This window comes from Paenibacillus polymyxa (genome assembly GCF_018614975.1).
Classification (GTDB): Bacteria; Bacillota; Bacilli; order Paenibacillales; family Paenibacillaceae; genus Paenibacillus; species Paenibacillus polymyxa_E.
Window position 1 is genome coordinate 217,206 of the sequence record NZ_JAGGNR010000012.1, and the last position, 14,367, is coordinate 231,572.

A 14,367-nucleotide genomic window follows, 5' to 3' on the forward strand; every position below is an offset into this window, starting at 1 on the left:
AATTGATCATGTCCTATGAATTAAAGCGAATACTCCAGATAATCAATGTAAGCATCCCAAGTGCCATTATCCGTTGTTACGACCAGCTTGATTTCCTGATTGCCTGTAGCGTGAGTGATGCCGGTGAGGGTTTGAACGGTCGGCTCCGTTCCCGTGAAGTAGAAAGAACCAGCGGTTACGCCCCCGATGACCAGATCAACACGGGCTGTATTATTGTTGTTGGAAGCGCCGCGGACAGAGAATTGATGGGTTGGGAATGCAAAATATTGATTGTATGCTGCATAATCATTGTTCCCGTAAAGAGCGACTCCATTAAAAGGGGAACTGATTACGCCAGCGTATTGGCCGCCAAGCGTCATATTCTCGGCTTCGTAACGGGTAACGTTTGGATTGGGATTAGGATTTGGGTTAGGGTTGCCGCCCGAACCGGATGTGAACTGCCAGTAGTCCAGTTTGAACAGATTTCCATTGCCCGAGCCTGTAAACACCAGATACAAACGATGTACCCCTGTAGCATTGGTAACATTGGTCTCCATCTCGCGCCAAGTTTGCGAACCGCCAGTTGAACTTACGTTAAGTGTTCCAACTAGTGGGCCTGTCGGACTGTCCAGTCGAACCTCGATGTTGCCATTTCCGGTAGAAGCGACATTGGCCTTGAACTTGGAGGCTCCAGCTGAGCCAAAATCAACATTGCCGACCGCGATCCAATCCCCGTTATGAATATTAGTGACATTCTGATTGGCTACAGGTCCACCGCTCGCTTGACTCGGTTCAGTGTTAATTCCTGCTTGCCAGCCAATGGTTTCGGCTTCCACGCGAACATACGGATTGAGGTTAGTGGTCTGAGGTACACCTGTCATATTCCCCTGAACTTCCTGGATTGTTCCATCCGCATTATGTGTCAGTTTGTTGATATGTGTGGAACGGTACCCTTTACCATCACCGAGGAATGCCTTGCTTACCGTTTGCGCATGGTACGCCACATACCATTCGTTGTTGAATTGGAACACGGCATGGTGGTTATTGCCGCCTACACCGAAGAACGTGCCGGGATTTTTCAGAAAGTGTCCTTTATACGTGAAAGGCCCCATCGGGCTGTCGCTGACCATGTATCCGATCTCACCTTTTGGATATGCAGTGGGGTGGTTTCCCGCGAAGTTGATGCAGTAGGAGTAATAATATTTGCCGTTATACTTGTGGATGCCAGAATCTTCGAACATATAAGGAGAATCAATAGTCACAGCACTGCCCACCACACTGGTCATGTCGGCACCGAGACGAATGACCCGAGCTGTTTTGGGATTGGCAATGGAAGCAGCGTTGGTATCGTTCGGAATGCCGCCTCCAGCATACAAGTAAGCAGAGCCATCATCATCGACAAGTACAGCCGGATCAAAGAGCCAGGTTACGCCGGACATACCCGGTGTACCGTGAGTCAGGAGGGCACGACCAAGTGGATCGGACCACGGTCCAATGGGGGAATCCGCCGTGAGCACGCCAATACCTCCACCCGAGTTGGAAAAATACAGGAAAAACTTTTCTTTGCCAGCAATGGTTTTCTTCGCCATGGCAGGAGCCCAGGACTGGGTAGCCCATTTGGCAATTCCTTGTCCATTATTGGCATTATTCGCACCCGCTACCGGGATGGAACCATGGTCCGTCCAGTTCACCATGTCAGCTGAAGAGATAACGTTAATTTTCCCGATCGTGCTGTACTGGTTCTCTCGGACTGAGCCGTCGCTGTTGTACAGATATGCATCACCTGTCATGTAGACATAGACTCGATTGTTATGGACGAGCACATAAGGATCGGCTCCCAGTTTATGATCAATGAGGGGATTGGAATTTCCAGGAGTTTTGGCAACGGCTGCATTGGCTGCATGGCTTGATTCAACGGGCAGGGTGACAAAGATTAGCAGACACGACAACAATAAAACTAGCGGTTTACGAATCATACATTTCGCCTCCATGAGATTGGATTAGTTGGTGAGCTGAAATTCAGAATAGCTGAGATGATGAAATGCCGAAAAAATGAAGAGATGTCCCTCATGTCACCCCCTTTTTGAAATAATGGTTGGCTGTTAGGTTAAGTCTTCATGTTGTCATATATGGTTTAAGCCAGACGACCTGTGCACCGCGTACGTGGTCACAGCGGCAAGGAGAGTGGCTAGAACCCGAAGTAAGCCTGCATCTGTGGGTGCGATTAGAAAAGCTATAATCTGTCAGGTTTCCATTTGTAATCGCTTTCAATAAAATGAGTTAGAATACTTAAATTTGGTTAAGAAAGAGGTTTAGTCAAATTTAAATGTAATTATTTTTCAAATTTTCATTTAAATGTTTATTAACTTGACGATATCATATCACAATTTTAAGATAATACAATCTTTTTCTATTTTTTAGTAGAAGATGAAGAAGATCATTGTTCTCTCGCTAAAAATAAAACTGATGGTTCTGCATTAACTGTATTATTATTTGGGGTAATATGGAGCTGAAGCTTCATTCCAGAGCCAAGAGTGAAGAGCTTAGAACGGTTCACTGTTTGGAGGTAGATCAGTTCCTCGAACTAAGCCCGCCATTCTGTTCATAACCACATCAAAAAACACGAATATAAAAGCGTCTTAAGCACTCGTTGCTCAACTTTCACTAGCATAATTTCTTCTCCCCTTACTTGCTCGATTTTAATATCTGCCTCTATACTAAAATGAGAAGGCCAAATCTGGAAGTAGGCACTTAAACCTAACCAGGTAACCAAAAGTATACCTGGGTATGGTCAGAAAGTGAGGAAAAAGAATGACGGTGTATTGCAGATTCGGAACAGCGCTGGATATCCGGGCAAATGGAAATCATTGATTCTTCTACGCCTGCTGAGCAACGGTACAATGCGGTTCAGCGAATTACAAAAAGCCATTCCGGATATTTCGAAAAAGATGCTGACCCAGCAGTTAAAAGAACTGGAGTATCACGATATTGTGCATCGGGAAGTGTATCCGCAAATTCCACCTAAGGTTGAATACTCGATTACGGAGTACGGACAGCTGACGAAACCTGTGCTCCAGACAATGAGCAACTGGGGAGCCGGCCATACGAAGCATATGGAGAAGCTGTACGGCGAAGAAGACGAAAAAGGAGCAAACCCATCATCCGAACTTCGGAAAATCAATTCCTTGGGGTGATAGGGTGACAAGGGAGAGTTAGTTTTGAATAAACAAAAAATTGTGATTATTGGTGCAGGGATTGTTGGGGCGTGTATGGCCTATCATCTAGCCAAACGAAATCAAGATGTAACTGTTATTGAACGGCACTCAGCCGCGGCGCGTGAAGTCACAGAAAAATCATTTGCCTGGATACATACGACGCATAGAGTGGCTCCTGAATACTGGCATTTGTACGATGCAGCTGTGGAAGAATATCACACACTTCAGCAAGAGTTGCCCGAACTGAATATTCATTGGCATGGCGCGCTAACTTGGGACACTCCGCCTCTAAGGGAGCAACATTTTCAAAAATTAAACCGGGAGCAGCTTGAGGCATTGGAGCCCAATCTGAAGGAATATCCGGATGAAGCCATGTTTGTCAGTGAAGAAGGTGCGGTGGACCCTGTAGCGGTAACGGAGCTGTTGTTGAGCAAAGCGCAAGGGTACGGAGCAAAGATTCAGTTCGACACCAACGTTACACAGCTGAAGCAAGAGGGTTCCCGTCTGGTTGGTGTTTATACATCCAAGGGTTTTGTGGAGTCGGATGTTGTGGTATTGGCCGCAGGAACAGGTACACCCGAACTTTGTAACCCGTTAGGTTGTCACGTGCCGATAACTTCGTCACCATCGATTCTGATTCGGATGAAAACTGCTAATAAACGGATACACACATTAATCTCCAATGCGCAATTTGAAGCGCGTCAACTGACAGATTATACGCTGCTGGCTGCGGAAGACTATATCGACGAGTCGGAGGAAAACGGACCACAGGCGGTCGGTAAGCGAGCTTACGACACATTGCGTCGCAGTCTCAAGCACGGAAATCAACTGGAACTGGAGAGCATAAAAGTTGGATGGAGACCCATGCCTGAAGACGGTTATCCGATTGTGGGCTTCCATGATCACATGAATGGACTTTATCTGACGCTAATGCATTCTGCAATTACGCTGGCGCCGCTGATTGCGCATCTGGCTGCAAGTGAAATTATTGATGGCAAATCAAGAAATGAATTAGACCCTTGTCGCCTCTCACGGTTTTAGAATCATTTGTTGGAGTCTTCTACACTTCCCCAGTAGCCACCGGATTCTCCTCATAACTAAGTCGCTGGCGATTGGCAATTCCAAGTTAGCCATTCATCTACCTGTGAATCTCGCTAGCGGATTTGGCACCTTGACTTTCAAGCCACGGGATCAGTTCGGATGAAAAATTACGTTTTACTGTGTCCAGTGGAGTCATTCCATCCCAGCTGGCTATCCAGTTCAGTTCGGCGCCTTGGTCAAGAAGGTATTCGGCTGTTTCTCTTTGACCTCCATGGCAAGCACACCAGAAGGCAACGGTTACTGCATCGGGAGGAGAAGGGGAGGTGCTTGTTCCCCAAGGATAACGTTCCGGGAGTTGGGCTCCTTTAAAATGTTCTTGTATGGCGTGAATATCTCCAAGGGCGGCCGCATGCCAAAGGTCAAAGATCGCGCCGCGCTCAACCAAGCGCCGTCCTGCATCCCATTGTGCAAAAGCAATAGCATCGTCCAGCGGCGTGCCACCGGCGATCACCGCGCCAGGCGTTTCAATGTCTGCGCCAGCATCAAGAAGGGCATCAAGCACTTGAACATCATTGGAGCTTGCAGCCCAATGTAAAGGTGTCTCGATGTTTGGACCAACAAAAGGAGCGTTCACTTCCGCACCAAACTTGGTCAATACTCGCACGGCATCCGCTCCATTAGGGAAGTGCCCCGGCCAATCCGTCACCACGTGCAGCAGCGTTCGAGAGATCCTAGAGTCTGCATCTACGTTGTCAGGCTTTCTTTCCAATATTCTTATGTTTGCCAATCCCGGATTCTCTGCCAGCAGTTGCTCTAACGTTGAAATATCTCCAGTGTGAATGGCTTGAATAACGCTCACTGCAATTTTTTCATCCTCGTAAATAAATTCCATGCTCCAATCTCCTTCCAGGTTTATATCCATATTCATGGTCTCATCACAGTTTGATTGAGAAGCATAATTAAACTTTTTAGGTAAGCATCTGAACTGCACATCTGGCATGATACTCCGCGAGCCCCCTAGCGAATTGCTGATCAGGGAATTGTCTGTGAAGCAGTTTCAATCCTCCTGATATCAAGGACAAATGATGGCAAAATCGATAAAATGTCATCCGCTCCGGGTCGAGATCGTTATTTTTTAAGTAGTGATAAAAGTCTCCAAATCGAAACTCCAGAAAGCTATGCTCATGTTCGAGATCGAAGAATCCTGCACCCTCAATATCAATAAGGCATGGTTGCATAGCATGATCTATCCATATATGATCCGGACCTAACTCTCCATGAATGAAACTATAGAGTTCTCTGGGTTGAATGGCTGCTTCCAATTCGTAAAGTTTCTCAAGCAACCTTTCACCATTTTTCTTTATATCTGTCATGTGCTTGGATGCATAGGATAAGGCTGATTTGGCATCCACACGCTGAACTTGGTAGCAAGGCCCAGCCTTTTTGCTGTTATCGTTGGCGTTTCCATATACGTTTCTTTGGATTCCATGCATATTAGACAACATATCTCTGATCCGTTGAAACATCTCATCCCGATCTTTGTGATGTTTATGCTGGAAATAGACTTCGGCTTTCTGTCCATCCACATACTCAACAAGAGCAAAATCATAAGAGTGCCGGTCTCTATCGTTATTTAGATCATACAAGATTGGTGTTCGAATTCCATGTTGAGCGAGAAAGCGAGTATTCAAAGAGAAAAGTTCGCTGCCATAGGAACTGTGGAAAGTGGGTTCACTCAAGATCTCTTCCTGAAAATAGTTGCTGGAAATATCCCAAACGTACAACATACAAGTGAAACCATTTGTGCAATCAATTTTGTAAATGACTTTTTGTGCGCCTCCATGTATTCTTGCGCTCTGCGTTATGAGGTAACTGGCACCAAATACATGTTGCACATAATCCTGTAATTCTTCACGAGTAAGATGGTTGTTGGATATCATCGACTTATACTCCGTTTCAACTGTATTTTGCCGGCCAGCAATCTAAATATATAGAACATTTTTCCAAAAATATAGACTGTTTCTTTTTGATCTGTTAAAGTGTTGATTAAGGTCTGTATATTTATATGTATATCAAAGCAAGGGGCCGGGTACTCATGTTAGTGAGTGACCCGGCCCCTATTTTGCATGCAAGTTGACTCTCTATCGACATCAATTAAGACACTTCGATTATGTTGTATTCCCTACTAATCGAAACTCAAACCTCTTAAGATGTAAAATGGATGAAAAGCACTTCAATTGGAAAGGAGACATCATTCTTTGAACTATTATTTTCTGGAATCTCAATATCCACGTAGAGGGTTTATTAGTGGTGGAACGATTTTCACTCCCCAATTAGAGGTGAATTATCTGGCGGTAGGGAATCCGTTGCCAGAGGGGACAACCGCAGAGGTTGAGTTACTGTCCTCGGTGCGCAACCTGAATGTAGATTATTTTGAGACGATCACAGGAACAAGACACGTATCAGATCGGTTCAAAACGCTGTTGGAGGAAAAGCAAGCAAAGATCCAGTTTATTCCGACAACGGTATTTTACCACGACGGTCGTTCGGTTGAAAAAACCTATTGGACTGCACATCAGCTTGATCGTTTGGATGTTTTTGATTATGAACGTTCCGAATATGGGCGCAAAGCAGTCATTGCTGCATCTGTAGAACAGCCTCCACGTAAGAACGTCAAAGTTGTATCTCGAATCTGCCTTCATGAAGAGCGAATTGGCGAGCAAGAATTTTTTATGCTGGATTATATCAATATCTTCAAACCCATTGTTTCAAAAGATTTTTACGAAGTATGCCAAAAACATAAGCTGAATCTAAACGTTACAGAAGTCGGAAATGTAAGCATCTAAAATGCTACATGGGATAATGAAAGCACAAAGAAGCCCGCGCAGGACGTGGGCTCTTAGTCTTTATTCTTCCCCCGTAGCCACCGGATTCTCATTATAACTGATCCAGTCGCTCCAGCTCCCGGAATACAACTTCACATTCGAGAAACCCGCTTCTTCGAGCGCAATCACGTTCGGGCAAGCCGAGACGCCGGAGCCACAATACACAATAATCGCTCCATTCTTGTCCAGCTTACTGAAACGCTCTTCTAACACCCCAGTATCTGTCCAACGTCCATCCCAATCTAACACATCTTTCCAAAAATAATTCACCGCACCCGGAATATGTCCGGCCTTGGTATCAATGGGTTCTTCCAGACCTGCATAGCGGCGGGCATCTCTAGAGTCGATTAAGACGGAGCTACCACTTGCCGAGGCTTGTTGCACATCCTGCACACTTGCCAGCATCTGTGGCTGTACATTCACCTCAAAGGAAGACGGGATCTGAACGGGCACATCCACGGTCACCGGGAACTTGGCATTTTGCCAAGCAGAGAAACCTTCGTCCATGATATACACCTGTTCATGACCGATGTAGCGCAGCAGCCACCAAAGACGAGATGCATACATCCCGCCTTGATCGTCATAAGCAACAATCCGACTGTTGGAGCCGATGCCAGCTTTGGAGAGACGACTTGCGAGAACAGCCGGATCAGGAAGAGGGTGACGTCCTCCGTGGGCAGACACAGGGGAAGACAGATCTTTTTCCAAATCGAGATAGACAGCTCCTGGAATATGTCCAGCTTCATAGGCTTGTCGTCCAGCCTCCGGTTGACCGAGCAGGAAACGACAGTCTGCAATAACGACATCCGGTTCATACATTCTGGCAAGCAGCCAGCGCATGGATACAATATTTTTCATCAAAATACACCGCCTTCATATGTAATTGGCAAGTATTCTTCTAAATTAAATGAGTTTCGAGCTAACAAATACTCTACATAACAAAGTGGCTGGTTTCAAAGTTTAGCTGATTTTTGTTTGAGTAGGTTTCGAAAAATACCATGGAGGATTAATTTGGTTCGTTTGATGAGTGATTAATATAACAGCTTCTAATGGAACTCTTGTGTAACATAGGAATAATATTCAAAAAAAATGTTGAATTTAGGATTAAATGATGATATTATCAAAAAAAAAAGAAGGAATATTTATTTTATTTTACATAATTAACCTTGGTTTATTTTTACTTAATAAAAAAATATATTTTTATAACTATATATACAAATTTTAACGTTTTGATCTCAATCTTGTCTTGATTGAAGTAGCTAAGGCTTATGAGGTGAATAATGTAAGTTTTATAGTTTTGAATAGTCTGAAAATAAAAGTTTTTTAGTTTTATTTACATGAAGGGGACATAAGTCCCACGTCTTTAGACAGTATCGGATTACTCTCTATCGGTACTAGCATCAAGTAAAAGCATGCAGCATCTTAAAGGAAGATTATTTCGTATAATGCAAAATGGATTTCCAGCGCTGAAAAAGAAATATTAGGGGGAGTAGCATGTATGGGGCGAGGGTGCTTTTGTGCATCAGTATGAAATATGACAGATACATATAGTGGATCAGTTTCGTGAGGGAAAACGTTTCGGCTTGAGGGGAAATTTTAGTCGGAGTTTCAATGCGTTTAAGAATACAGCTTTAAAAATAGAAATTTAATCTTTAGAAGTGACCTCAGTCGTTCATATTCGTGCCCAAAACCATCTGGTGTCGGTTTAATTGGAATGAAGTTTTATCCAATTTGACTTCGAGCTGTTTTACTTATGCGATTCATCTTTCAGCATGCGTATTTTAGGTGGGAAATGATTCCCGATGTAAACTCCTTGGCTCAGAAGTAAATATAGGTACATACTAGGGAACCTACTTTTCCCTGATATAAAGAATGATAGACTTTTCGTAGGGTTTTCCCCTGACTGTGTTAATGATGTTCATATCGAGAATAAGTAGATTTAACATGGAGCAGTCACGCGAGAAAATTTTGGGATCATGAAAGGAGGTGAGAGTTAAATGAAACTGATTAAAAAGTCCATTCAAAAACCTAAGCCAAATATGTCTGTTATGTACTGCTACAAAAATTCAGGTCCGATTGGTTTGTAGTAACAAATTTATGTTTTATTAGTACTTAATAATTTTGTTATTAAAGGGAATTACTCTTAATGGGTAATTCCCTATAAATTTATCTAAGGAGATTTTGATAATGACCAAAACAATTGAAGTAAGGAATAGTTCGTTACCTTTTTCAGCCTCAAAACAGTTTTTAAATGGTGTATGTTCAATCAGAGAATTAGAAGAATTTAAAATATCTTTAAGACCTATTTTTCACACAGATGCACCTGATGACTCTAGCTTGAGTGATCGTCAAACTGTTAATGAACAAATACGTTTTTATACAAAGCACAGATGCCTAAGGGATTTTCGTGCTATAGCAATCCATTTGAAAAATAAATTTAGTGAGGGAGTGCATATTAAGTTAAACAATTTTTTATGTGAATCAGATAGGGATTTTTTTCAAATATTGTCACAATACATAAATGTGAAAATTGAATTTAATATAAGTACTGATTCCAACTATTCTGAATTTAGTCCAGATGCTGAGAGGATACTGGCGGGTTTCAGCAATGATGAGGATTGGGCCTGGTTAAGAAACAAATTAGGAGCGCTACTTAACTGGGGAGATTCTTGGACTGCAATGTGGATTTCGGAGCTTGTTCTGAAAACACATCCAAAAATCTCGAAAAGGGTATATGATGTAATTGGTCTATCATTCAGTCTTCAAGATAGAACAAGTGAAGCTGAAAAAATGTTTCTGTTATGGAGAGGAGAAGAAGGAATTGAGCGAGCAAGAGCAAACTATAGTTTGGCTATGCTATATGCAAGACACCATCCTGTGAGTTTCAGAGATGATAAAATGGCAGAGGACTTAATTAATGAGTCCTGGGATATATTAAATGAAATTGAAGAAAATGAGCATGTTTACTATGAGAAGATATTCAATAGAAACGGAATTGGGCTAATTTATTTTAGAAGGGGAGAGTTCAAAGTTGCTGCTGAACTACTAGAAAAAGCTATTAATAAAATTGAACAATCCTCCTTCCACAAGGGGGTTCATCATACTGTATTATTGAATAACTTAGGTCGAGTTTATTCTGCCTATGGACAAAATGCTCTTGCAGAAAACTATCTAAAAAAAGTGGTGGTGTTAGACCCGAATTTTGCAGAATATTGGCTTGATTTGGCACAATTTTACTTGGATACTAATAATTTTAATGAAGCACTAGATGCAACTGTTCATGCAGAGAAATGTTCAGATTCAATTTCGGAAATTTATGAATTACGAGCTTACATCAGCAACAAAAAAGGGAGTTTTTTAGAAGCTGCAGAAGCGTATAGTCAAGCCTGGGCTATTAATCCTTCGAAGGGAGAAAATCTTTTGGGTGCACTATTAAATCTTTGTGAGGCGAATCATTACAATGAAGCTCAGCAATTGATAGATAATTTAGAAAAATCCATTCTTAATGAAACTGAACGTGAGACGTATGAAATCCTAAAATTAGAAGTGGAGATGAACAAGGATGAAACTTACGATAAGTTGAAAATTGTAAAGAAGTTAGAAGACCTGCTAAAAAAATATCCGGATTCGGAGGAAATCAATGAGAACCTCAGAGCACTCAAAACGCAGTAAGAAAAGAAATCCATTAACAAATTTCATTAAAGATTTTAAACGTTCTTTTTTCATGGTAACTACAAGAATAGAACAAGAAGATGTAAAGTTTTTAAAGCCAGAATCTAATTTAGATATTGATAATTATACTGAAAGATTCAAATTAAAATTTACTTCTGAAAAGAGTTTATGGGGAATTTTATTTGGTGTACTAAAAAAAGAGTTTTTACTGTTATTCGTTATTGGAATTTTCTCCTCTCTCCTCACTATTGCCATCCCCATATGTTTAAAATTTCTGTTTACATCTTTTGAAGAAGATAATAGTGAATTGATTTTAAAAATGATCCTTTGTATTTCTTTATTGTTGATTTGTAAAATATTAATAAATATGATAAATAAATGGAAGGAATCCAAATTAATACTATTAGTTCATCAAATTATGTCTAGATTTTTATTTGGTCGTCTACAGAAACTCGATCCTATCTTTTTAAATAAACAAAATAAAGATCCATTGACATTTATCACTACGTATGCTCCTCAGATCACTCAATTTATTTATATAAATGATTTCATTGTTACTTCTCTGTTATTGATTGCATTAATAAGTGTATTGTTTAGTTGGTTTGGTGTAACAAGTATTTTATTGTTAATGGGAATATTCATTTTTACAATTGTACTTCAATATATGATTGTCTTAATTGGGAAAGTCTATTCGAATTACATGACACAAAACCATGAGAGAATTAGTATTTTAAAACTTGTGACAGAGGAGATTCAAAGTATTAGAAGACAATCATTGGAGCCACAATTTTTGTTAGCTCTTCAAAAAGTTCGTTCAAAACAATTAATGACTCTTAAAAAACGTGCCAATTTACAGATTACAAATCGTACTCTTGAAGATAGCCTTAGGCCACTTCTTTCTCTTTTTCTCATTTGTATTGTAGTGTGGGGAAATTTTGGTTTTGTTTCAAAAGATATTTTCCCGTTGCTAATTATTTTAAATCTGATCCTGGATGGTATTGGAAATAACTTGGCAAACTTTAGAGTCATTATGAATACGAAAGGCCCTACACAAGAATTAGAAAAGTTTTTATCAGATTCAGAAAATTATTATAAAACTGAACATATTGCCCCAATTCATGCAAACCTAGATGTAGGGGAAATAAAAATTGAAAATAGAAATTCCAACAAAATTAACATAATAAATAAGGGTGAGCGTATCGCAGTAATAGCTCGAGCAGGAGTTGGTAAAAGTAAGTTATTGGCTAAAATATCTAAAAAGTACTCTGATGAAGAGAGCAGCGCACTTCATGTTAGCTCAAATGGAACAACAATTTTAGTCGAAAAAAACATTGTATTATTTGATGCATCCATCGCGGAGACCGTAACTTTGTTTGAAAGTAAAGTGGAGGAGGAAAGATATACTCAAGCACTGACACGCAGTGGACTTGCTAAAGACCTTCATAATGATGAAGATAAAGATAGTAGAACTCTAAGTAACCTTGAAAAGAACTTATCCGAAGGACAAATTCAGCGTTTAATATTGGCACAAGCGTTATACTTTGATTCAGATATTTTGCTATTGGATGATGTTTTTGCTTCTCTAGACTCTGAGCTAGCTTTTGAAATTTCGAATAACATTCTAGGAGATAAAAACAATAATTCTACAATCATTTTTACTACAAATCGATTAGAGCTATTATCTTATGCCGATCGTATTTTAATATTAGATACGGATGATGTTGCGATCTATTTTCCTGAGGAAATTATAGATGAGAACAATAAAAACCACCTAATACGAGTTTTAGGTGAGGATTTTAGCAAAAACTTAATACACGCATGTACACACTACAAAAGGCCTCTGGTCAATGATTCAAGTAAAACTACAAATGCGAGAAAGTACAAGTTTCAATATGGCCAGTCTGCTCCTTTAACTGAAAGTTATGATACCACTGCTAGACAAAGTTTTAATTTTAGGGACTATATCAAAAATGTTGGTTCACTATTTTCAAATCAAACATTGATTTTTCTAATTTTTTTATTAGTTGGCATTGTTGCTTCTAATATCATTTTTTCCTATTTCATTGATAATTTAAATACAGGGCAATTTGATACCCTTGGAATACTTATAGCAATAACATTGTTGGGAATTCTAATGAACTTTATTAGATACGTGCTAACTTATTATCAGCCCATAAAGAGTATTGATAATTTGCATAAATTGTTTTTTGAGAATTTTTTGAGTTCAGAATCGATTATCAAAAAAAATAACCAATTCATAAGTAGAATGACACAAGACTTTATGACTTTGGAAATGGAATTACCTAATACTCTCATTTCATTAGGCATGGCTTTAATTTTATCCGTGACGTATATAACTTTCTTTGTGTTCGTAAATCCTCTGTATATCTTACTATTAATACCGTTTTCAATTTCAATTTGGTATCTGTATTCTAAAGTGAGAAACTTTATAATTTCAAGCGCGAGGTTTAGAGCGAGCGCAAGAGGGCCGGTCATTAATTTTACTGGACCTGCTTTAAGTAATAGAGGTTATAATCTTTCAACACCATTGCGGAATGCGATTAATAAGAGATTTCTCTTTTTATCTGATCTTCAAAGTTATGGAACATACTGGAGTATGCTTGTTAACACGAAAGTATCAGTAATGATAGAAGGTATAGGGACAATTTTGCTTATTTTGACACTTTGGATGTTGGCGATAACTGGAAGTGGCGCTTTGATTTCAGCTAGTCTTGCAGTATATCTAGCTTTTAATTTTACTGGGCATTTATCAAGTATTATTGAAAAGCTACTTCAGATGGATAGCAATCAAACTGTTTTCGAGCGTCTTGCTGAACTGTTACAGGAAACTGTATTACCCTCAATGAACGGCAAACAAAGAACTGAATTATATAATAAGGATAGAATGGAGAAGCAAAGTAAAGAGGGTATAGCCTCAAAAGATAATGAAATCAAAGTACAAAATGTATCTTATTCTGATAAGAATGATAAAGTTCTTTTTAACAATATCTCATTTACGCTTCAAATGGGTGAATCAATTTCTATAGTTGGGCCTTCTGGCGTAGGCAAATCAACACTAGCAAAGATACTATCAGGCTTAGTAGAGGCTGATCAAGGAAAAGTCACCATATGTGGGTATACTCCTGATAGAGTGAGTATTCACACAAACAATAATATAATGAGCCTAGAAAGTCGAGTTCCTCTACTAAGGATTACAATTCGTGAGTTTATTGATCCTTTTGACAAACGAACGGATGATGAATTAGAAAGTTATTTTTCCATTTTTAATTTTCCAAGTCATAGTAAACTGGACACCTTGCTCACTGAACTAAGTTCAGGGGAAATTCAGACTCTTAATATTATTCGTGCTGTTTTGGATGAGAAAAAAATGCTCATTCTCGACGAAGCTACTTCTTCTACAGAATTGGCACATGAGAGACATATTTTCTCAGAAATGAGACGGTTGAGACCACGCACTTCTTTAATTGTAATTTTACATCGATTAAACAATCTGGATTGCTTCGAAAAAAACCTTCGACTCCATTCCGAACAACAACAAAAATAATTTCATTTTG

The 14,367-nt window shown here is 39.9% G+C and carries 9 protein-coding genes; 5 read left to right on the forward strand and 4 right to left on the reverse strand.

Annotation, left to right across the window (positions count from 1 at the left end; all coding sequences use genetic code 11):
• Positions 1–20: 20 nt before the first annotated feature.
• Positions 21–1,955 (reverse strand): carbohydrate-binding protein, encoded by a 1,935-nt coding sequence (locus tag J7E78_RS11880; RefSeq protein ID WP_215076391.1) that lies wholly within the window; start codon positions 1,953–1,955, stop codon positions 21–23.
• Positions 1,956–2,777: 822 nt separating this feature from the next.
• Here J7E78_RS11880 and J7E78_RS11885 point away from each other — a divergent pair.
• Entirely contained in the window at positions 2,778–3,173 is a 396-nt protein-coding gene (locus J7E78_RS11885) for a winged helix-turn-helix transcriptional regulator (protein ID WP_215076392.1), read from the forward strand.
• 24 nt (positions 3,174–3,197) lie between these two features.
• A complete protein-coding gene (locus tag J7E78_RS11890) occupies positions 3,198–4,235 on the forward strand; it encodes an NAD(P)/FAD-dependent oxidoreductase (protein WP_215076393.1) in 1,038 nt (345 codons plus the stop codon).
• 97 nt (positions 4,236–4,332) lie between these two features.
• On the opposite strand, the gene J7E78_RS11895 is transcribed toward J7E78_RS11890, so the two are convergent.
• On the reverse strand, positions 4,333–5,235 hold the full coding sequence (locus J7E78_RS11895) for an ankyrin repeat domain-containing protein (RefSeq protein ID WP_251034982.1): 903 nt from the start codon (positions 5,233–5,235) through the stop codon (positions 4,333–4,335).
• Positions 5,204–6,175: a phosphotransferase gene (locus J7E78_RS11900; RefSeq protein ID WP_215076394.1), complete on the reverse strand. Its 972-nt coding sequence runs from the start codon at positions 6,173–6,175 to the stop codon at positions 5,204–5,206. Before J7E78_RS11900 ends, J7E78_RS11895 begins: the two co-directional genes overlap by 32 nt.
• Before the next feature lie 318 nt (positions 6,176–6,493).
• Here J7E78_RS11900 and J7E78_RS11905 point away from each other — a divergent pair, with 318 nt between their 5' ends.
• On the forward strand, positions 6,494–7,081 hold the full coding sequence (locus J7E78_RS11905) for an imm11 family protein (protein WP_215076395.1): 588 nt from the start codon (positions 6,494–6,496) through the stop codon (positions 7,079–7,081).
• A 60-nt stretch (positions 7,082–7,141) separates the two neighbouring features.
• On the opposite strand, the gene J7E78_RS11910 is transcribed toward J7E78_RS11905, so the two are convergent.
• Positions 7,142–7,978, reverse strand: a complete 837-nt coding sequence (locus tag J7E78_RS11910; protein WP_215076396.1) for a sulfurtransferase — start codon at positions 7,976–7,978, stop codon at positions 7,142–7,144.
• Between the two features lie 1,329 nt (positions 7,979–9,307).
• On the opposite strand from J7E78_RS11910, the gene J7E78_RS11915 reads away from it, so the two are divergent.
• Entirely contained in the window at positions 9,308–10,792 is a 1,485-nt protein-coding gene (locus J7E78_RS11915; protein WP_215076397.1) for a tetratricopeptide repeat protein, read from the forward strand.
• Positions 10,761–14,357, forward strand: a complete 3,597-nt coding sequence (locus J7E78_RS11920) for an ATP-binding cassette domain-containing protein (protein ID WP_215076398.1) — start codon at positions 10,761–10,763, stop codon at positions 14,355–14,357. Before J7E78_RS11915 ends, J7E78_RS11920 begins: the two co-directional genes overlap by 32 nt.
• Positions 14,358–14,367: the final 10 nt, after the last annotated feature.